The following is a 20,395-nucleotide window of genomic DNA, read 5'->3' on the forward strand; positions in this document are numbered from 1 at the left end:
GGAGCCTCTGCGGTGCGGGCCGGGATCGCGAGGGTCCTTTATCCGTTTCCCATAGCGCGGAGCCTCAGCCCTGCTTTTCGTCGGAGGACGCGTATGTGCGGGCTCCCAATCGGTCGAGTGCCGCGAGAGACGGAATGCGGAACCGGTTGGGAGAGAGGATTTCGATTGCGCCGCATTGCTGAAGCCCATGCGTGACCCGGCTGAACGTCTCCACCGTGGTTCCGATGAGGTCGGCGATTTCCGGACGCGGGAGAGCGAGCGTCAAATCGCCGCCACCTTTTCCGTCGGGACGGAATCCGGACTTGGCGGCCTCGAACACAAGATATGCCGCGACCCGCTCCGGTGCGCTGAGCGCGGCGATCAGGTTCCGTTGCAGGGTACGATCGAAGCGTTCCGCACCATCGCGCATAACCGCCCGGCACAGGCTTTGGTCGTTTTCCAGGAGCCGTTCGAAACCGGCGGTATCGAAGCGACACAGCTCGGCCGGTGTTACGGTTTCCAATTCGAATCCCGCCGGTACCCCGTTCAGTTCGATTACGAGATCTCCGGGTTCGAAGATGTCCGCGATCTTGCGCTTGCCGTTCCTTGTATAATGCACCAGGCGCAGCCAGCCATGGCGCACGACACCGGAGAAACCACCCTTGTCACACGCCCCTGCAACGGTGCAATTCGCCTTGAAATGGACGCGCCGCGAAATCTCCCTGAGCCGGCCAAGCGAAGGGCCGGCCAACTGCGTGCATAAACGCGTGCCTTGGAGCGGGCAATTCCCGCAAGCCTCCGAAACCGCTCCGTCGTGAAGACCGTTGCAAATTCCAGTTTCTAGCCTTTCCGGCCCGGTAGAGCCGGATCTGGTGTGGCAGGGGGCGCGATGGTAGCGTCCGGGGCCGGGAATTTCGTGGCCCCAGGCAGATTCTCCGATATCCGGTAGTTTCGAAATGTCGTTCGGCATTCGGCTGGGCAATGCCTCCTTCCGTATTTCAAGAATACATAATTCAACAAGAAAACGTCTGAACGCGGACCCGTGGGAGGCAGGTTTTCGGGTGTGTGCCGCGAAGGCGCCTTGTTGGATCTTGCAAAGCATGCGACCGGACCAACGCTTCGCAAGAACGACCGGAGTGCGTTTCATCTCCGGAAAGGCACTCCCGGCGCGCAGCTTCCACCTGGAATTGCCCGTTCCATGGGCGCAACCGACGGAAATGTTTACTGACGGCCTATAATCACACAAAATTCCCGGCAGATGACCGCGCAAGGGAATCGAAACGGAATCGGATTGAATCCGATAATTGCGGCTGCCGGGCAAATACACTTTGGGAAGCAGGCGCGCCTGTTCGCGGCATCGGGAGGAAGAGCCCGTTCGAAACGGGAAGGGAGGTGGGATGTCAAAGGCTACGCCATCTTGGAAAACCCATATCGTGGTTGTGGATGACGAAAAGGCGGTTCGGCAGACCCTGCGGGACTGTCTCGAAGCCGGCGGCTTTCGGGTTACCGAGGCCAGGGGGCGCGAGGAACTTTTCGACGTCCTTTCCCGCGATCCGGCGAACCTGATCACCCTCGACCTTTGGCTCGGAAAGGACGACGGGATCGATGTCGCCCGCGAGATCCGCACCCGTTGGGACGTTCCCATCATCATGGTGACCGCGAAACGCGACATGATTGATCGGGTTGTCGGGCTCGAAATCGGCGCGGACGATTACGTGACCAAGCCATTCCATGTCCGCGAACTCCTTGCCCGCATCCGCAGCGTCCTGCGCCGTTCGCAGCACGACCATACCGGACCCTTCATCCCCGCGGACGGACCCAGTCGCATCTCGTTCGACGATTGGGTCCTCGATTGCAGGCGTCGTTCTGTCCTCTCTCCCGCCGGCAAGTCCGGCACGCTGACCGCGGCCGAGTTCGAATTGCTCAGGCTCCTGCTGCTCAACCCGAACCGCGTCCTGAGCCGAAACGAGATCATGGACAAGCTCAAGGGACCGGGCTGGATCGCCAATGATCGCGTCATCGACAACCAGATCAGGCGGCTAAGGCACAAGCTCGAAAGCATGAATGGCGAGATCGACATGATCCAGAGTATCCGCGGAAGCGGCTACATGCTGAGCGCCAATGTCGCCGAAGAGGCGTAACGACGGGGCTGGCCGACGCCGGAAGTTTCAGCCCGTCGCTTTCATCTGCGCCGGAAGCCGTTGAAAGACGTCGCCTATTCCGGGACTGTCGCCGTTTATGGAGAGGTCTCCTAACGGCTTTGCCCGAGGTAATGCTCGAACCACTCGCAGGCGATCCGGGTCATTGCTTCGAGCGTTCCCGGTTCCTCGAAGAGATGCCCCGCACCCGGGACAATCCGGAGCAGCTTGTCGCAATACAGCTCGCCAAGCGCATGCCGGTTGAGGGCGATAACCTCGCTGTCAGCGCCTCCCACGATCAGCAGCGTGGGGGCCGTCACCCGGTCGAGTTGCCCTTCCGCCAGATCCGGCCGGCCACCGCGCGAGACCACCGCACTGACCTGCGTGCCCAGTTTCGCCGCGGCCACAAGCGCGGCTGCTGCGCCCGTGCTGGAGCCGAAGAGGCCCATCGGCAGCTTGTTCACCTCGCTCTCTCCGACGACGTGGCGCACCGCCTCCGTGACGCGATCCGCCAACAGCGGGATGTCGAAAACATTGCGCCGGTCCACAGCTTCGGCCGGGGTCAGCAAGTCGAAGAGCAAGGTCGCGAGACCGTGGGCATTGAACGTCGCTGCCACCGCCCGGTTGCGCGGGCTCAGATGGCTCGAACCGCTGCCATGCGCAAAAAGCACGATACCGCGCGGGTCTAAGGGCACGACCAGTTCGCCTTCGAGCCCGTGCGGTGCAATCGTGACTATCCGGTGTGATGGCGCAGTTTCCTGTGATCCTTGTGGGTGGTTTCGGCCCTTTTTCAGCTGGTTCATGGTATCCTCGTCGCTCATCTGGTGGACGTCGCCGCAAGAGCCGCCAATGCCTGGAAAACAGGTCGCCGGATTGAGGCATGGGACCCGGTCGGAAAGCTGTTCGAATTCTTCGGCCACCTCGCTCCGGAACATCGTTTCCCTGCGCTGCGCCAGGGCTCTCTTTTCCGGCCGGATAACGCCGGGATCGCTACGCTTCGCGCAGGGCAACGCTTTCCAAGGACAACCGGCATCATCGCGCCACAACGACGGTGCAGTTTGCGCGGTGCAGGACCTTTTGCGACACGCTTCCCACAAGGGCTTCGCGCAAGCGGCCGAGCCCGCGGCTGCCAACGACGACGATCGCCGCTTTCTCGGTTTTTGCGGCATTGATGATCTCGTCGGCGTAGTCCCCCGCGAGCAGCCGGGTCTTCACGTTGCGGGCGCCTGCCGCTTCCGCGCGTTCCTTCGCCTGGCGGACGATAAGCTCGCCAAGGGCTATAATATCCCAGGCGTGCTGCAACTGGTCCTCGGTCGCCATTCCCGACAGGTCTTCCTCTGGTTCGAGCGCATCAGCTCCTGCGATTTGCCCTGCCGCGAATGTTTCGAGCATTTCCCGTGCTCCGGGAAGCCGGGCCAGCTACTTCGGCGAGTAATCGTGGAGGTAGACATGCACGATGCAGAGATTTCGGGAGAGATTGGCGGACAGATCCGCTGCAAAGTCGACGGCATGGTTCCCACCGTCGGAGCCGTCGGTTGCGACAAGGATTCCATTTGGCATTCGGATATTCCTTCCGATGGAATTCCTTGCAGTCTACCGCCCGGGGCACTGGCGCTCATTGAGCGCTGTCAACGAATAATCTTGCCTCGGATGGAAGTTGGCATCGATCAAGGCGGATGCCGTCTCTTGGCTGTAGAGTGACAGCACAGAGGTTATCAGCGAAGCGAGACCGAGTTGATCGTCGAGGACCAGAGCCAAGTCATTGCCTTCCTGTCGGATGCCGATAGCCACGGCGGAGTCGGGCCGGTGGAAGTCATCCAGACCCATATTTCAGCGGTCTTTCTTGTTGGCCGAACGGCCTACAAGCTCAAGAAAGCCGTGCATTTGCCTTATGTGGATTTCTCGACCGCCGACATCCGGATCGCTGGGTGCGAGAAGGAAGTCGCGCTGAACCGGGCCACCACGCCGGAACTTTACCGCGGCGTGCGCCGGATTACCCGCGAGCCCGGGGGACTTGCTTTCGACGGGCCCGGCCCGCTCGTCGACGCTGTGGTCGAGATGGAGCGCTTCCCGCAGGACGGGCTGTTCGACGAACTGGCATTGCGCGGCGAGTTGACCCGGTTTCTTCTGGCCGAGCTTGCCGGAGCGATCGTCTCCGCCCATGCCGGTGCCCGTGTCATCCGGGGCGAGCGCGGATCGGAGAACGTCGCCGCGGTTCTCGACATCAATCGCGCCGGTTTCGGCGAGAGCCAGGTGTTCGACGCGGCTGAGGTCGCCCGGATCGACGACGCCTTCCGGGAAGGGTTGGAACGTCACGCCGCACTGCTCGACGCACGTGCGGAGGCCGGGGCAATCCGGCTGTGCCATGGCGACTTGCACCTGCGCAATGTGTGCTTGTTCCAGGGGCGGCCGGCCCTGTTCGACTGTATCGATTTCAACGACCGGATCGCCACGATTGACGTTCTCTATGACCTCTCATTCCTGGCCATGGACCTCTGGCACCGCGGGATGCGGAACGACGCGAGCTTCGTGACCAACCGCTACCTGGACATGGCGGGGCAGGAGGACGGCGTGCCGCTGCTGCCATATTTTACCGCGCTGCGGGCGGCGGTACGGGCGCATGTTACCGCGACCCAGGCCGCGGGCATGAAAGGCGAGAGGGCCGAGACGGCGTGTGCGGCAGCGCGGGCTTACTACGATCTTGCGCTCGACATCCTGACCCCACGCCCTGCCAGGCTCGTTGCCATCGGAGGGTTGAGTGGCAGTGGAAAATCCACCATTGCGGCGGCGCTGGCGCCCAGGCTCGGCGCGCCGCCCGGTGCGCGCCTGCTGGAGAGCGATCACCTGCGCAAGGCAATGTACGGAGTGCGCCCGGAAGAGCGCCTGCCGGAGCAAGCTTATACCGCCGGTATCTCGGACACGGTCTATGCCGACCTTGCGGAGCGGACGCACAGGCTGCTCGAAGGGGGGTGTTCGGTCGTGACGAATGCGGTCTATGACCGTCCGGAACGCCGGGACGCGCTGGAGCGGGCCGCCGAGGCTGCACGGGCACCCTTCCTCGGGATCTGGCTTGAGGCCGACCCGGCGCTTCTACGGCAACGGGTCTCGACGCCACGTGACGGCGTCTCCGATGCCACGGTCGAGGTTCTGGAAGCCCAGTTGGCGCGCGATACTGGCCCCCTCCATTGGGCGCGCGTGCCGACCGCCGGACCGCTTTCGGAAACGCTTTCCGCCATTGACGCTCTTCTCGCTGGCGAGCGGTCGTGAAACGGCTGCCGATACTTTCTACGTGGGATTGACGATCCGGTCGGCTTCCTGCGCAAGCGCGACAAGCGCCGGCGCGATCTCGACCGGAAAGTGCGCGCCGGGCGTCAGGCGCCGGAGTGGCTCCGGCAACCGTTCGAGGCCGGATGCGGTGGTTGCGCGGATTTCATCGAGCGACGGAGGCGGCAGGACCCGTTCACCCGCGCGCATTACCTGTTGCAGGAGCGGTGTGCCCTCTCGCGGCTCGCCATCAACGGAAATGGTGTCGCCCGCGATCCGGCCGTCCGGTCCGATGCTGCGCCAGACCTGCTTGCGCCCGGGCCAGGTGGCCTTGCCCGTGGACCGCTTTCGCCGCGGTAGACCGGCATATTCCTGAAGCTTGTAGGCGCAATCGAGCGCAGCGGCGTCCGAGGACGTTGTGAGGCTCGTGCCGACCCCGAAACCGTCTATAGGGGCGCCGTTCCGCAGCAGCCGGGAGATCTCTGCCTCGTCGAGCCCGCCGCTGGCCAGGATCCTGACGGCGCGCAACCCGCCGGAGTCGAGGATCTGCCGCACCGAGACCGACAGCGCGCCGAGATCGCCGCTGTCGAGCCGCACGGCGCCGATCGTGATCCCCATCTCCCGAAGTCGCGGGGCGAGCGCGACGACCTTCCGCGCTCCGGCCTCGGTGTCATAGGTGTCGATCAGAAGGACGAGGTTCTCGGGCCGCGCCCGGGCGAATTGCTCGAAGGCAAGGGTCTCGTCCGCAAAGCAATGCACGAAGGAATGCGCCATCGTGCCGAAAGCCGGCACGCCGAAGGCCCGCTCCGCTTGCACGTTGGCCGAGCCGTCGAAGCCGGCGAGATAGGCCGCACGGGCGGCCAGCAGGCCGGCCTCGGCTCCGTGCGCCCGGCGCAGCCCGAAATCGATCAGTGTCCGGCCCTTGGCGGCCAGCACCATCCGCGCGGCCTTCGACGCGATGAGCGTCTGGAAATGCAGCAGGTTGATCAGCCGGGTCTCGACATATTGTGCCTGCGGCAGGGGGGCGGTAACGCGCAGGATCGGTTCGTGCGGGAAGAACACGGTGCCTTCCGGCATCGCGTGCACGTCACCGGTGAAGCGGAAATCTCGCAAGCGGCTGGTGAGGCTCGGCCCGACATGGCCGCTGCGCTCCAGCCAATCCAGCTCCGCCTCGGAGACGTGCAGGGTTTCGAGGAAATCCAGCGCCTGCTCGAGACCGGCTGCCACGAGAAATCCCCAGGTATCAGGCAGTTTGCGTACAAAGAACTCGAAAACGGCCGTCCCGGTCTCGCCAGCTTTGAAATAGGCCTGCATCATCGCCAGCTGGTAAAGGTCGGTCAGCAGGAAGCTCTTGTCCTGGCCCATGACGGTTCCTTTCAGACGGTCGGTCAACCCAAGTTAAGCCGCATTCCGCGTGCCGCAAGGCGTGGCGCCGTCGCAGGACGACCCCTTGGAAATCAGTCTGTTGTCGGCGGTCAATGCGCCGGTCCCCAGTGGTCGTAGAATGTACCGCGCGCGGCAGAGACAGTGTCCGCAATTGGAGGCAGAAATGACAATTCGAACGATAGCTCTCGCCCTTTTCGAGAAATCCGAGTGTGCTTGGCTCACACCTCTGGCCTGCGAAATGGCACGGATTTTCGACGCGCATCTGAACGGAATTCATCCGCTTCGCCCGATTCCGGTGTATTTCGACTCGGATGGCAACATCACCTACATGCAGGCATTGCGGGATATCCGCAGCGACGAGACCAGGGAGATCGAGAAGACCTTTGAAGACGCGGCACGCCGGACGGATATCCGTGGCGAGTTTCGCAGCCAGCCGGACACGATCCATGCCGAGGAGGCCTTTCTTCTTTCGGCTATTCGCGGGGCCGACGTCATCGTGACGGCGCCGGTGGCGAAGAGTGGCGATGCGACGACGAACAGTGTCAAGCGGACCCTGATACGGAGCGCCGGACGTCCGGTTCTGCTGCTGCCGGAGAAAGCCGCCATGAGCGCAGCACCCGACCGCATCCTCGTGGGCTGGAGCGACACGCGCGAGGCGACCCGCGCAGCCCATGATGTGCTGACGCTGGCTGCGCCCGGCGCGTCGATCGACCTTCTGTCCATGGATGACGAGGATGGGTTCCTCGACAGCCGGGAGGACTTCGCGGTTGCATTGGATCGCCTGGGGTACCGCGCCACGCTTGTCGACCGGAGGGCTCCGGCCCGCGAGCGCGGCGAGACCCTTCTGGAAGTGGCGCAGGAGCGGGATGCCCAGATTGTCGCGACCGGCGCCTTCGGCCATTCGCAAGTCTACGATTTCGTCATCGGCGCGGTGACGAATTATCTCCTGGAGAATGTGCGCTTGCCGGTCCTGCTTTCCAAGTGATCGCTCGCGTTCCGCGCCCGAAGGCGGATCACGCCTCGGCAAGAACCTCCGAAGGGTCATTTCGACGTTCCGCACGTGCAGGATTAGAAGGATTTTCCCGGCCTGATCGGCGAAGCTGACGGGCCTGCCCCGGCGTGCCGGGAATGAAAAGGACACGCTGCCCGCCGGGCGTCCCGGTCTCAAGATAGCCGATGTCGTACGACCCGTTTTGCCATGCGAAACGTCGCCGCCGAAGCCGGTTTCCATTTTGCCGCCTCCTGTTGTCGTTCTTGGAACCCGTGGCCGCGGCTTTTATCCCGCGGTTTCCTCGCAGGTTCGTGCGTGAGACGCAGCCTGCATTATTACCCTGGCCGAACGTACCGAGCCGTCCTCGGGGAATTCGACCAATGGTTCCGCCTCGATCCTGCCGTCGATCTCCAGCACGATGTCGGTTTGGCCAGCTTCGGTCTCGTTGAGGATTTCCAGGTCGATGACGCCGCGCGGCCCCTTTACGAGCGCGCGGACGCGGCCCCAGCCGTCCGGCAGGCAGGGTGCGACACGCAGCTTGCCTTCGCGAAGATCGAGGCCGAGGATTCCTTCCACCCCGAGCCGCCAGGCCCACCCGGCCGCGCCGGTATACCATGTCCAGCCGGCGCGGCCCTCGAAGGGAGGCGCGCCGCCAACATCCGCTGGCATGACATAGGGTTCGGCCCGGTAATTCTCGGCATCGGTGGCGGTCTCGCTGCGGCGGACCGGGTTGATGAGGTCGAAGATCTCATGCGCGGCATTGCCGTCGCCGAGTCTCGCGAAGGCGAGCCCGAGCCAGGTCGCTGCGTGGGTATATTGCCCACCGTTCTCTCGGATGCCCGGGGGATAGGCGCGGATATATCCGGGATCGCGTGGTGTTTGGTCAAAGGGCGGTGCCAGCAGGCGCACAAGTCTCGCATTCCGGTCGACAAGGTGCTCCGCCGCGCTGCGAATGGCGTGCGCGGCCCGGTCCATGTCGGCGCTACCCGAGAGCACGGACCAGGATTGCGCAATGCTGTCGATGCGGCATTCGTCGTTGCGCGCGGACCCCCAGGGCTCGCCATCGTCATCGAAGGCCCGTACAAACCAGTTGCTGTCCCAGGCGGCGGTTTCGGCCGAATGCCGCAACCTTCCTGCGCGACCGTGCCACAGGTCCGCGAGATCCGTCCGTCCCGTTCGTGCCGCCAGATCCGCGAAGCCGTCACTGCAGACCGATGCGAACCAGGCCAGCCAGACGCTTTCGCCCCGTCCGTGATGTCCGATGCGGTCCATCCCGTCATTCCAGTCGCCCGCCCCGATCAGGGGCAGGCCATGACGCCCGGCCGTCACGCCGCGTTCCATTGCACGGCGACAATGGTCGAAAATCGATCCGGGCGCGGCTGCGAGGAAGGACGCGTAGCGATCCTCCTCGTTTTCCGCGAGCGGCGGCGCGGAAAGATAGGGGACCTCCTCGGCAAGGATGGATTCATCCCCCGTGGCAGTGACGTAGCGATGGGTCGCCAAGACAAGCCACATCAAGTCGTCGGAACAGCGCGTGCGAACGCCGCGTCCGGTGGGCGGGTGCCACCAGTGGAGCACGTCCCCCTCTTCGAATTGGTGCGCCGCGCAGTCGAGGATATGGGACCGTATCCACGCGGGATCGGAATGCAGGATCGCCATCACATCCTGTAACTGGTCGCGGAACCCGATGCCACCGCCCGCCTGGCTGAAGCCGGCACGCGCGAGGATGCGCGAGGCCCAGGTCTGGTAGGGAAGCCAGCGGTTCACCATCAGGTCGAAGGCAGGCTCGGGTGTTTCGACCCTGACCGCGCCGAGCCGGGCATTCCACAGGGCGCGCGTTGCCTCCAACGCTTCCGAAGCGCTGCCTTCCCGTGTCCACCTTGCGGCGAGCTTCTCCATCTCGGCCGGATTCGCTGCGTCTCCCAGCACGAAGACAACCTCCTCCGCGCCCTCGGGCGGCAGGTCCAGGTGGACCTGGAAGGCGGCGCAGGCATTGCCGGTAACATCGGTTCGGCCACCGAGATTCCAGCGGCGCAACCCTTCCGGAATTGCACTGGCATCCGGGCCGAGGAAGGCTGTTCGGTCGCAGCTCAGGCTGTGCGGTGGCCGGTTGGCGGTCAGGAAAGCGACGCGCCCGGCAAAGTCGGCCGCCCAGCCATTGCGCGCCACGAGCGCCCGGGCCGTGGCGTTATAGCCGCAGACCACGTGAGGCGCCGACATGCTTTCCAATGCGCCGAGTTGCCATCTGGCGTAGTAGGTCGCCGTGATCCGCCGCGGTCGGGCCTCGGCGTTGGTCAGCGTCAAGCGGACAAGTTTGACCGGCGCGTTGGGCGGTACGTAGGCGCAGAGCCTTTGCGCGATGCCCTTGCTGTTGCGCGCCCACGTCGTCGTCCCGGCGCCGTGCCGGATCTGGACGGGACTGCCATCGCCCACCGGCAATTGCGTCATGGTCCAGATTTCTCCGGTCTCTTCGTCTCGCAGATAGAGCGCCTCTCCCTGTCCGTCCTCGACCGGATCATTGGACCATGGCGTCAGGCGGTGCTCGCCGCTGTTCAGGCTCCAGGTGAAGCCCAGCCCGGCCTCGGAAACGATGGTGCCAAATTGCTCGTTCGCCAGCACATTGCACCATGGGACGGGCGTTCTCTGCCCCGGGGCGAGATGAATGACATAGCTCTCGCCATCCGCGGCAAAGCCGCCATACCCGTTGTCGAACAGCAACCCGTCCGGCCGCTCGAGCGGGACAGCCGTTTCTGGCCCCGCGATACCACCGGGTTTGAAGAGCGGAGGCAAAACATCGCCGCTGGGCAGGGTTGGCAGGGCAACCGCGATCGTTGCGGCGGAGCCATCGAGATCCAGCCGGGCGAAGCTCTCCAGAGCATGAAGCTGCGTTGCCGAGAGCCGGTCCACGCTGTGAAGGTGCACACCGCCCTTGCCGCCGAGACCCTCACCAAGCCCGATTTCGCGCAAGGTGTCGCGCAGGCGCGTGCTGATCGGCGCTTCGTAGCTGGACGCAGTTGTCCCCAGGACAACGAGATCCGTGGGCAGATCATGTCGCCGCAGCCAGCGGTGCGCACCGACAATGGCAGGAAGAAGGTCGGCATGCTCGGCATCTGGCACGCGAAGGAGGATGATCGGGTGGTCGCCTGACAGGCCCAGCCCCCAGAGGTCGGACTGGCTCGGAAGTTGCTCGTCGGCCCTGACGCTCGCCGCTGTCGGCGGCCGCACGAGACGGTTCGCCAACTGCTGCCCTTCTTCCATTTCCACCTGCCCTATCCCGAGGCGGTTGGCCTCGATATTTGCGCTTCGCGCGGCATCGGTGAATGCCCAGTCGAGCGTCGCATCGACCTTGTAACGGGAAGCGACCTCGAGTGCGGTTTCGCGGGATCCGGAGGCGATGGTCATGAAGGCAAACTGTGCCCGCGCCCCGGACGCAAGCTGTACCCGGACGCGAAGGGCCGAGACGGGATCTAGGGTCCACCCCGTCCTTCCCGACAGCGCACGCCCCGAAGCGCAGGCCCGGGCGGAGCTTCCGTGCCGGCCAAGCAGGGCGCGCCGGTCGCTTTCAAAGCCGACCGCCTGCACCGACGGATCTTCCGTAATCAGCCGGCGCAGCATGACCGGTGGCGCCTCGCCCAGCCGTCGCGGCCGGCGGGTGAAGAGTAGCCCGTCCAGGGCCTCCACATGCTCGCTGTGCACGAAGAGCTTGCTGAAGGCAGGGTGCCGTTCGTACGCGGCATCCGGGTCCAGCACCGGCTCGGCATAATCCGTAACCTCGATTTCCCGCGGGCGATCGGACTGGTTTATCAAAGTGATCCGGCGAATTTCGACATCGTCTGCCGCGGCAACGGTGATTTCCTGTGTCGCTGCGATTTCGTGGTGCTGCATGTGAAGGGACGCTTTTGCCGGGTGGAGCATGACGTCGACCCAGTGCTGCGGACGCCGGCGGAAGTCCCACGCGGTTCCGTCGGCAGCGTCGCGCAGGAAAAGTCCCGCGCTGCCTTCATCGCGCAACGGGTCCGCCACCCACCGGGTGAGCGCCTTGCCATGCCACCAGAGTGTCCCGCAACCTGTATCGGACAGCCATAGCGACAGGCGCCCGTTGCCGACCGTGTGGAGCTGCGGTTCGCCGTTGTCCGGCATCGGCCATCCCTCCAGTTCCGGAACGGGGCGGCTCTCCTGATCGGGCAAATCGGCACCGGCGTCGGGCAAGGGCTCGGGGATGTATTCCCACGGTACGCGCTCGTGCAGCAAAAGGTCATTTGCCGAAATCCGGCGATCGCGGTTGAAGCGTTGGACAAGGATGTCGTTGCAAAGCGCGTTGCAGACCGCCGAGAGCAACATTCCCTGGTGATGCGCCATGTAGTTCCGCACAGGCGTGTATCCCGGGGGATCATCGCGGCGCGACGGGGTGAAATCGACCGAGTCGAAGAACCCGTAATGACCGCGCACACCCATTCTTTCGAGACGCCGCAGGTTGTTGATCGCTGCATTGGGCCGCACCGCGAGGGCCAGCGCGCTGGCATAGGGGGCGACAACGTAGTCATCGGATAACCCCTGTTTCAGCCCCAGGCCGGCGACGCCGAAGGCACGGTACTGGTAGCGATGCGCGGCGTCCCTGGTGGCGAAGGCCGCTTCGGACACGCCCCATGGCAGCCCGAGCAGTTGCCCGTAGTGGATCTGAATGTCCACCGCCGCGATCTCGCTCTGTCCGAGAAGCTGGCCCGGAACACTGCGCAAGAGGAGCGCCGGCATCAGGTATTCGAACATGGAGCCGTTCCACGACAGGACCGTGAGCATGCCGTAGTCACGCGAGAGCGGCCTGCCGAGATGGAACCAGTGTTCGGCCGGCACGTCCCTTTTGGCGATCGCTAAATAGCTTGCCAGCCGTGCCTCCGAGGCGAGCAGGTCGTAGCGGTGCTCGTCCATCTGGTCGACGCTGAGGTTGTAGCCGATGAAGAAGGTCCGCGTTTCGGGGTCGTAGAGGAAGCTGAAATCCATGGCCGTGGCAAACTGCTCCGCACGATCCGCACTGGCCTTCAGCGAAGCGTGCAGATCTGCCTGAGCGGCAATGCCTCGCCGGATGACTTCGGATAGTGCCTCGCGTTCGGTCGCGGTCAGTTCCGCCGCTTCGAGCGATTTCAGAAGGCTCGTCGCGGTATGCTCGAGCTTCTCCATCGGCAGGACCGGCGGCAATTCGTTTGCGATCTGGGCGGCCAGCCCGCCCGGCACCGCGCCCGGTGCCAGCCACGGACAGAACGCCTCCAGATCCCGAACCATACTGTGAACGTGATGTTGGCAGCGTTCCAGCCACAGGTGGATGTCGTGCGGGTCTGCTCCGTCTGCGGCATCGAGTGCCGGCGGGATGGCCCTGGAAAGGTTGGCGAGCGCGCCATCCCGGATCCGGCAGGCCTCCAGATGCCAGCGCGCCGGATGGGCGCGCGCGTCTTTCGCGATCTCCGCCGTGGCATCGAGTTGCGCCAGAGCCGTTGCAGCCGCGTCTTCCGGCAGCTTTTCCAACGCCCCGCGCAAAAGGTCGAGCGTGTCGGCAAGCCCGTCCCAGGACACAGGCAGAAGCGCGGGACCGGCCATGGCCTCGAGAAGGCCCTCGCGCAACGTCAGCAGGGCAACCGCCAGGTTGCCGCTGTCCACGGTCGATACATAGCGGGGTTCGAGCGGCTCAAGCGTCCGCGTGTCGAACCAGTTCACGACATGGCCGCGGTAGTGTTCAATCTGGCCAAGGGCGTCCAGAACGCAGGAGACCCGTGCCGCAACCTCGCGCGTGCCCGAATAGCCGAAGTCATGCGCCGCCAGCGTCGACAGCAGCATCATTCCGACATTTGTCGGCGAGGAACGATGGGCCACCTCCTCGTGAGGAGCGGCCTGGTAGTTGTCCGGAGGCAGCCAGTTGTCCTCCGGTCCGGCGAGAGTCTCGAAATAGGCCCAGGTATGCCGCGCGAGGTGACGCAGGTAGACCCGGTCATCATTGGAGATGGTTTCGCGCATTGCGCGCCGGGGGCGGCCGATAAAGCGGGCGATCTCGGGTGAAATACCCCAGAGCAGCAGCAGCGGCATTGCCCCGGGAACTGCGGCCGGAGCCAGAAGGAACAGCACCGTCACGATAGCTATCGCAAGGATCGGGGCTCCGGCCATCTCGCGCCAGAACCGCGCGCGGCTGTCGGTGCTGGCGGCCGCGATCTGAGCGGCGGTGACCCATTCGAGCATGCGTTGTCGGGAAACCATGAGGCGCCAGAGCGTTCGGGCGATGGCGTCGAGTGAAACGATGGCCTCGTTGGCCATGAAAATGATCTCCAGCACCCAGCGTCCGGCGTGGTCCAGGAACTGCCGGCGGCGGTCTTGCACGGTGCCCCGGCGGCGTCCGCGCGAAATGCCGGAGATGACATTGGTGAACAGGTAGGAAGCGGGCGCCAGGATTGTCAGGAACGTCCAGAACAGGGCCGCCTGCGGCTGGAGAAGCCAGCCAAGCACTGCCATCAGCACAAGCGCTGGCGCAATCAGGCTACGCCGCAGGTTGTCGAGGATCTTCCAGCGATCGAGCCGGGACAGCGGATTGCGCAACCGGATGCCGCCCCGTCCCGGTGCATGCCGCCCGAGCCAGGGCAGGAGTTGCCAGTCGCCACGGATCCAGCGGTGCTGGCGGCGCGCGAAATCCGGGTACCGCGCGGGGAAGCCCTCGTAGAGCACGATATCGGAGGCGAGCCCGGTCCGGCCATGCAGCCCTTCGAACAGATCGTGGCTGACGAGCGCGTTTTCGGGGACCCGGCGATGCAGGCTCTGCCGGAAGGCGGCCGGGTCGTAGGCGCCTTTTCCGGTGAAGATCGCTTCGCCAAAGAGATCCTGGTAAACGTCGGAGACGGCGCGGCTGTAGATGTCAATCGCGGTGTCACCGGTATAGAGCCTAGCAAAGAGTGAAGACGCGCCGATCTCCGGCGAGATCTCGATCCGTGGCTGGATGAAGGTGTAGCCGTCGACAACCCGTTCTCCGGTGGAATCGAACCCTGTCCTGTTCAGCGGGTGTGCCAGTGTGCCGAGCAACCTTTGCACCGAACCTTGCGGCGCCTGCGTGTCCGCATCCAGCGTGACAACAAAGGTTGCGTGCCGAAGCGAGTCCACATCGCCCTCGGCCAGCGCGAAAGCGTCGTTGGCCTCGCCGTGCAGAAACTCGTTGAATTCCTCGATCTTGCCGCGTTTGCGTTCCCAGCCCATCCACACGTCTTCGGCACCGTTCCAGCGGCGGTGCCGGTGGAGCAGCACGAAGGGCGCGCCCTCCCCGTGCCGCGTGTTCAACGACCGGATGCCCGTCAGGAGAGCCGCTTCGATGGCGGTGTCCCCCGGCATCGCTTCTTCGGTGGCGTCCGCGAAATCGCTCAACAAGGTGAAGCGCAGGCGCGGGTCGGGATTGGTTAACCAATGCCGCTCGAGCTGTGCGATCAGGGGCGGAACCTCCTCGGGAGAATGCAGGATCACCGGAACGATGACAGCGCCGAGCAGTCCATCGGGCAGGCCATCGCGGAAGTCCATCTTTGGCAGGATCCTCGGCGGAACGATCCGGGTCACGATCCAGTTGGTCAAGGTCACCGCCATGATGGATGCCGGGATGAGCAAGATCACGAAGGTGAGGACCAACATGCCCGCGCCGGCGCCCTGAAGTGATGCAAAGGCCATCGGCAACAGGATCGCCATTGCCCCAAAACCAAGAAGCCCCGCGGCGTAGAGCCAGCCGGGTCGGGCGAGAGCCCGGCGACGCAAGGCCTCCCCGGCGCGCGCCCGGTAGCCCAGGATCGCCTCCAGTTCCGCCCGTCCGCGACCGACCAGCCACCATCCGGCATGCATCTGCCGCCCGGCGCCGGCATGCGTGCCGGACAGTCGGACGACCTCCCGCGCGATGTGCGGCTCCGTGCAGCCCGATCCTCGCGCCAGCTCCTCGACGGCCCGGCGATACAGGTCGCGCGTCTCGAAATCCATCAGCGCATGTGTCCCGTCGGGGGCGTCGCGCAGGATCTCTTCGATGACGCTCGTGGCTTCGACGAAATCCTTCCAGTCGATCCGGGTAAGTGCTGCGAGCGCGACAATGGCGCGGGACATTGCCTCGGTGGCATCGCGCTTGCCGGTATCGGGCTCCAGGGGCAGTTCGGAAAATGGCGGCTCAAGGCCGGGCAGCAATTCCGAAAGCGTCAGGATGATCGTCTCGAGGCAGGCCAGACGCAGCATTGCCGGAAATGCCCAGAGCTCGGCAATCTGCAGGCTGTGCACACTCTGGTACGCAGTTACGAAACGTGTCGCCGACGGAAGCCCGATTTGCGCATGCGTGGCTGCGAGATAGCCGCAGGCGGCGGCGTAGATGCGCGGCAACCCATGGTATTCCGGCGCCGCCAGGCTGGGCAGGAGTCGGTAGAATGCCGGGGGCATGTCGGAACGGACCTGACGGATCGCCCGGCGGACGTGGTACTCGTTGTCCAGCAGCCATTCCGCCGCCTTTGCCGCCTCGGCGGGCGGACTGCGGCATGCGCTGCGGGCATCGTCGAGCCAGGCCGTAAGCGCATCGAGGGAACTCCAGACCGGAACCGGACGCGGTGGAGCGGCGTGGACCGCGTGGCGATTGCCCAGATCGGCTCCGATGCGCGCGAGGGAGTTCCCGGTCTCAGGCGCAGGCTCGGTCATTACTTGATGCCCCGAACGGTTGTCCGTCTTGGCGGAGCGCGCTCGGCGTTCCGATGGGTCGCCCTATCCGCATTTCGGACCAGGAGCATCGGAGTGGCGGCATGGGTGAGAAGATAGTCTCCCGTGCTTCCGATCCGCAGGTCGGGATCGTTGCCATGCCCGCGCGCTGACAGCACTACCAATTCGGCTTCATCCGCACAGAGCGCGCGTGCCAACGCGCGGCGCGGCTCGTCGCCGCTGAGCAAGCGGACGCGGCTTTTGATGTCGCCGGTCGCCAGAAGAGCCTTGATCCGGCCCATGCGGGTCTTGGCAGTCCGCTCGGCACGTTGTTTGAGCTCCTCGCGCAGTGTTTCGTCTCCCGGCTCCGGTGGACCGTCGCTGAAAATGTCGATTTCCGGCAAGGCATGCATGAGCAGCAGTTCCGCCGCCCGGCTGCGTGCAATCGCGGCGGCGATGGGCAATACGGAATCTGCCTGTGGAGATCCGTCCAGGAGAAAGGCGATGCGTCGTTCCGACCTCGGCCCGCTCCGGGTCTGTTCCGTCCCCGGAGGGATGATCAGCACGGAGCCATCGAAATTCTCCGCCACGTGGCGTGCTGTCCCGCCCAGCCCCCATCCGTGCGGATCTCCGAAATCTCTCGCTCCGAGCACGATTAGGTCGACGCCCGCGTCATGGCTGAACTTGCATATGTTATGCGAGGCATGGCCCGATACCACCTTAACGTCCATATCCTCGGGCGCGCCGGTCTGCTCTCCCATCCGCTTGACCCGTTCGGTCTCGTCGCGGCTGGACAGTTGCCAGTCGACCGGATCGACCGGCTGCTCCTGATGGGGGGGTGGTATCACGCGCATGGCGGTCAGTTTCGCACCGGCGGCCAGGGCAATTTCACAGGCCCGTTCGAGGATTATCATCGCGCCGGCAGTATGGTCGAGGCAAGCCAACACATGCTCGAATGGCGATTGGAGCTTCGGTGCTTCGACCAGCTTGGTTGAGGTATCGAATTTGGCCTCGGTGAAGGAACGTTCGGACAATTGACCTCCTTTTCCCCACATGCAGGGTCGCTTCGGCTGCGTTGCAACAAGGTGCCCACATCGTACCAGTGGTGGGCGGGCCGTATCATTGACGGTGCGCAACGAGGCCGGACCGTGCGCCGGTGAGTGTGTGTTCAGGCGGCCCGTCAGTTGGGTGCGCAAGTCCCCTGGCAGAGGTGTCCGCCGGCAGCGGTTCGAGGGTGCTCGCCGCTCGATCGCACCGGCCCACGCGATGGTTGACGGTCGTCAATGCGCGTGGGTGCGAATTGGCTTCATCAATGAGACAGCAAGGGAGGGAAGCAAGATGGACGTCTCGAAAGCAATGCATCCGCAGGTGGATTGGGCCAGTGCCGACATGCCTGTTAGCGAGGTTGCGTGGATGATGCGTACGGATGACATCGGTGCCGTGCCGGTGGGCAAGGACGACCGGCTGGTCGGCATGATCACCGACCGCGACATCGTTTTGCGCGTCGTGGCCGAGGGGCGCGATCCGGACAGGACGAAAGTCGAAGACGTGATGACGAAGGGCATCATCTATTGCCAGGCCCACGAGACGGTCGAGGATGTCATTCACCTCATGGATCAGAAGAAGATACGACGCCTGCCGGTGATCGACGAAAACAAACGGCTGGTTGGGATACTGAGCCTCGGCGACATCTCGCATTTGGCAAGCCGGGAGCTGTCAGGCGAGTTGCTGCAGGGAGTCTCGGATCACCACGTCATGAAAAGGAAGGTCAAGAGCGGTCTTCCCGGGCGTCCGGCCCCGACAGAGACCGTACTCCTGAAGCCGAGGGTATCGGAACCGACATAGTGGAGGGTAACGTGCAAACAGCCCCGATAATATCCTATCACAACCTCGATTCCTCCCCGGCGATCGAGGCTCTCGTGAAGCGGCGCGTCGAGATGCTGGAAAATCTCGAAGACCGCATGACGGCTTGCGAAGTGACGATCGAAGCGCCCCAGAAACGCAAGCGCCACGGGCGCGTCTTCAAGGTTCGGCTATATGTTCACCTGCCCGGTCCGGATCTCACGGTTTCCCGCGAAGTGGGGCAGGGCTGCGCGCAGGACGACGTCACGCTGGCTGTGAACCGAGCCTTCTCTGCTGCCGAAGTCCAGTTGAAACGGCACAAGAAGACAATGGCGAGGGTCGAGGTGAAACACCACCAGCCAATACGGCATGGTGAGGTCACATTGCTGGAGAGGGAGCTCGGCTACGGCTATCTCCACGCCGATGATGGAAAAGAGGTCTATTTCCAGCGCGATGCGCTGTCCTCTGAGGACTGGAGCCGGCTCGAAAAGGGTTCACAAATTCGCTTCCGCGCGTTCGAGGGGGAAAAAGGTCCGTTCGCGGCCGCTGTAACTCTGGTTGACTGAGCGTTGGGGCGTTCAGGTCGCCAGTGCTATTGCGCTGCGCAATCGATGTGACGCCGTTTCGGAGACCAACATGGTCCGGTCGTTCAGACGTCATTCGGTGCCCTGCAAGGCGCGCATTCTCCGTCGTGGCGTGACGTCTTGATATTGTATAGGAAATCTTCCTCGTCAGCATGTTCGCCGAGCATCCCGATATCGAGGATACGGATCTGATTGGGCGTGATGATCTCGATCAACCCGGCCCGCGCCAGAGTATGGAAGGCGCGGCTGATGGATTCCGGGCGGGTTCTCAACAGATCCGCCAGTTGTTTCCGGCCGATCGGAATCCTGATCGCCGACACGATCTGTTCGGACTGGCGCATGGGGCCTGAACTGGCACCCGGCGAACTCAGAAACAGAAGGAAGCCGGCGAGCCGGCCGGAAATCCTGTGGTTTGCCAGGATCATCGCCCAATTGCGGGCGCGAACGAGGCCGTCGAGAATGTTTATCAGAACCGCCCAGGACAGACCCGCGGATTGCGATAGCAATCCCTCCAGCACCTTCCGTTCCAGCCAGTAGATCCGCGCGCACGTCACGGCCTCCAATTCGAAACTCGGCGGCCTATCTTCGACCCAACCGAACATGTCGCCCGCTTTCAGCAGACCTTGCGCGATCTTGCTTCCGTCCGACTGTGTTCTGTGCATGCACAGGAACCCGGTTTCGAGCCAGCCGATGCAGTCAGGGACTTCTTTGGCTTCCATCACGGTCTGGCCGGAGGAATAGCTGCGCAAACGGCATGCTGCATCCAATTGCTCGAGCGTCTCTTTCTCGAAGATTGCCGGGGAGAAGATGTCGGCCAGACGGAAGCTGTCATGATGGAAGACGGACCTGTCGGTGTACATGGCTTCCCTCCCGATACGCGAAAGCGACTTGCAGCCTCACTCATCAGCGAAGCTGCCGGAAAGCCGATGGGCGCCCCCCTTGTGTCCAATCTGCAAGAACCACCAGCCTTGACCGGCAATCAAGCTCTCCGCCCGCGTGACAGTTTGGTCCGACCCTTGTTTGCTGTCATTGACGACGGTCATTTGGCCGTCTCGCGAGCAGCCCGCCTTAGCGGACAGGATCCCAAGCGTTCATATCATCGGGGCCGTTCAGAGCTATCCTGATCCTCCCTCGACGAAATTCCAGAAGCATCCAATATCACGCTCCGCACCCCTCGTGGGACACAATTGAACCTAAAGCACCCCGCCATTAACCTGAGACATATCCGGCAGCCTTGAAGTAGCTCCAGCATTCTTGCGGAGAATAGAGATCGCAGACCTGGGCGATGGCGCCGAACAATTCGGTGAAGGTGCGAGCGCCGATCCTGCGGAGGTGAGCCTTGAGCTTCGAGAACGCCATTTCGATGGGGTTGAGGTCGGGGCTATAGGGCGGCAGGAACAGGAACCAGCATCCGGCGTCTCGCATGGCCTTGGCCGCGGCGGCGCTCTTGTGTGTAGCGAGGTTGTCCAGAATGACCACCGTTCCCGGCGCAAGTTCCGGAACCAATACTCTTTCCACGTAGGCGGTGAATGCTG

Annotated in this window: 12 protein-coding genes and 1 pseudogene; 5 read left to right on the top strand and 8 right to left on the bottom strand. The window is 63.9% G+C overall.

Annotated features, from left to right (window positions below; translation table 11 throughout):
• Window positions 1-64: 64 nt before the first annotated feature.
• Window positions 65-1,306, bottom strand: a complete 1,242-nt coding sequence (locus BLR85_RS07390; protein ID WP_139188325.1) for a Crp/Fnr family transcriptional regulator — start codon at window positions 1,304-1,306, stop codon at window positions 65-67.
• A 70-nt stretch (window positions 1,307-1,376) separates the two neighbouring features.
• On the opposite strand from BLR85_RS07390, the gene BLR85_RS07395 reads away from it, so the two are divergent.
• Entirely contained in the window at window positions 1,377-2,120 is a 744-nt protein-coding gene (locus BLR85_RS07395; protein WP_093152736.1) for a response regulator transcription factor, read from the top strand.
• Between the two features lie 110 nt (window positions 2,121-2,230).
• Here BLR85_RS07395 and BLR85_RS07400 read toward each other — a convergent pair whose 3' ends face one another.
• Window positions 2,231-2,920, bottom strand: coding sequence for a dienelactone hydrolase family protein (locus BLR85_RS07400; RefSeq protein WP_212635032.1), 690 nt, complete (start codon window positions 2,918-2,920; stop codon window positions 2,231-2,233).
• Window positions 2,921-3,149: 229 nt separating this feature from the next.
• A pseudogene (locus tag BLR85_RS07405) lies at window positions 3,150-3,677 on the bottom strand (universal stress protein).
• 174 nt (window positions 3,678-3,851) lie between these two features.
• Between BLR85_RS07405 and BLR85_RS07410 the strand changes: the two are divergent.
• Complete coding sequence (locus BLR85_RS07410) at window positions 3,852-5,384, top strand: bifunctional aminoglycoside phosphotransferase/ATP-binding protein (RefSeq protein WP_093152745.1); 1,533 nt, start codon at window positions 3,852-3,854, stop codon at window positions 5,382-5,384.
• Window positions 5,385-5,402: 18 nt separating this feature from the next.
• On the opposite strand, the gene BLR85_RS07415 is transcribed toward BLR85_RS07410, so the two are convergent.
• Window positions 5,403-6,746: a nicotinate phosphoribosyltransferase gene (locus BLR85_RS07415; RefSeq protein WP_093152750.1), complete on the bottom strand. Its 1,344-nt coding sequence runs from the start codon at window positions 6,744-6,746 to the stop codon at window positions 5,403-5,405.
• A gap of 184 nt (window positions 6,747-6,930) precedes the next feature.
• Between BLR85_RS07415 and BLR85_RS07420 the strand changes: the two genes are divergently transcribed.
• Window positions 6,931-7,752, top strand: a complete 822-nt coding sequence (locus BLR85_RS07420) for a universal stress protein (RefSeq protein WP_170844476.1) — start codon at window positions 6,931-6,933, stop codon at window positions 7,750-7,752.
• A gap of 291 nt (window positions 7,753-8,043) precedes the next feature.
• Here BLR85_RS07420 and BLR85_RS07425 read toward each other — a convergent pair whose 3' ends face one another.
• Window positions 8,044-16,437: a GH36-type glycosyl hydrolase domain-containing protein gene (locus BLR85_RS07425; protein ID WP_093152758.1), complete on the bottom strand. Its 8,394-nt coding sequence runs from the start codon at window positions 16,435-16,437 to the stop codon at window positions 8,044-8,046.
• Window positions 16,437-17,468 carry a universal stress protein gene (locus BLR85_RS07430; RefSeq protein ID WP_170844477.1) on the bottom strand — a complete coding sequence of 344 codons (1,032 nt, stop codon included), beginning with the start codon at window positions 17,466-17,468 and terminating at the stop codon, window positions 16,437-16,439. Before BLR85_RS07430 ends, BLR85_RS07425 begins: the two co-directional genes overlap by 1 nt.
• Window positions 17,469-17,772: 304 nt before the next feature.
• Here BLR85_RS07430 and BLR85_RS07435 point away from each other — a divergent pair, with 304 nt between their 5' ends.
• Window positions 17,773-18,279, top strand: a complete 507-nt coding sequence (locus tag BLR85_RS07435) for a CBS domain-containing protein (RefSeq protein ID WP_093152766.1) — start codon at window positions 17,773-17,775, stop codon at window positions 18,277-18,279.
• An 11-nt stretch (window positions 18,280-18,290) separates the two neighbouring features.
• Window positions 18,291-18,842, top strand: a complete 552-nt coding sequence (locus BLR85_RS07440; RefSeq protein ID WP_093152834.1) for an HPF/RaiA family ribosome-associated protein — start codon at window positions 18,291-18,293, stop codon at window positions 18,840-18,842.
• 83 nt (window positions 18,843-18,925) lie between these two features.
• Here the strand turns inward: BLR85_RS07440 and BLR85_RS07445 are convergent, their stop codons facing one another.
• Together BLR85_RS07445 and BLR85_RS07450 are read right to left on the bottom strand one after the other, a co-directional pair.
• Window positions 18,926-19,720 carry a Crp/Fnr family transcriptional regulator gene (locus BLR85_RS07445; protein ID WP_093152770.1) on the bottom strand — a complete coding sequence of 265 codons (795 nt, stop codon included), beginning with the start codon at window positions 19,718-19,720 and terminating at the stop codon, window positions 18,926-18,928.
• 349 nt (window positions 19,721-20,069) lie between these two features.
• Window positions 20,070-20,395: transposase (locus BLR85_RS07450; protein ID WP_139188328.1), on the bottom strand; the 326-nt coding region annotated here is incomplete at its 5' end.

Origin of the sequence: Aliiruegeria lutimaris (assembly GCF_900099935.1) — a bacterium.
GTDB lineage: Bacteria > Pseudomonadota > Alphaproteobacteria > Rhodobacterales > Rhodobacteraceae > Tropicimonas > Tropicimonas lutimaris.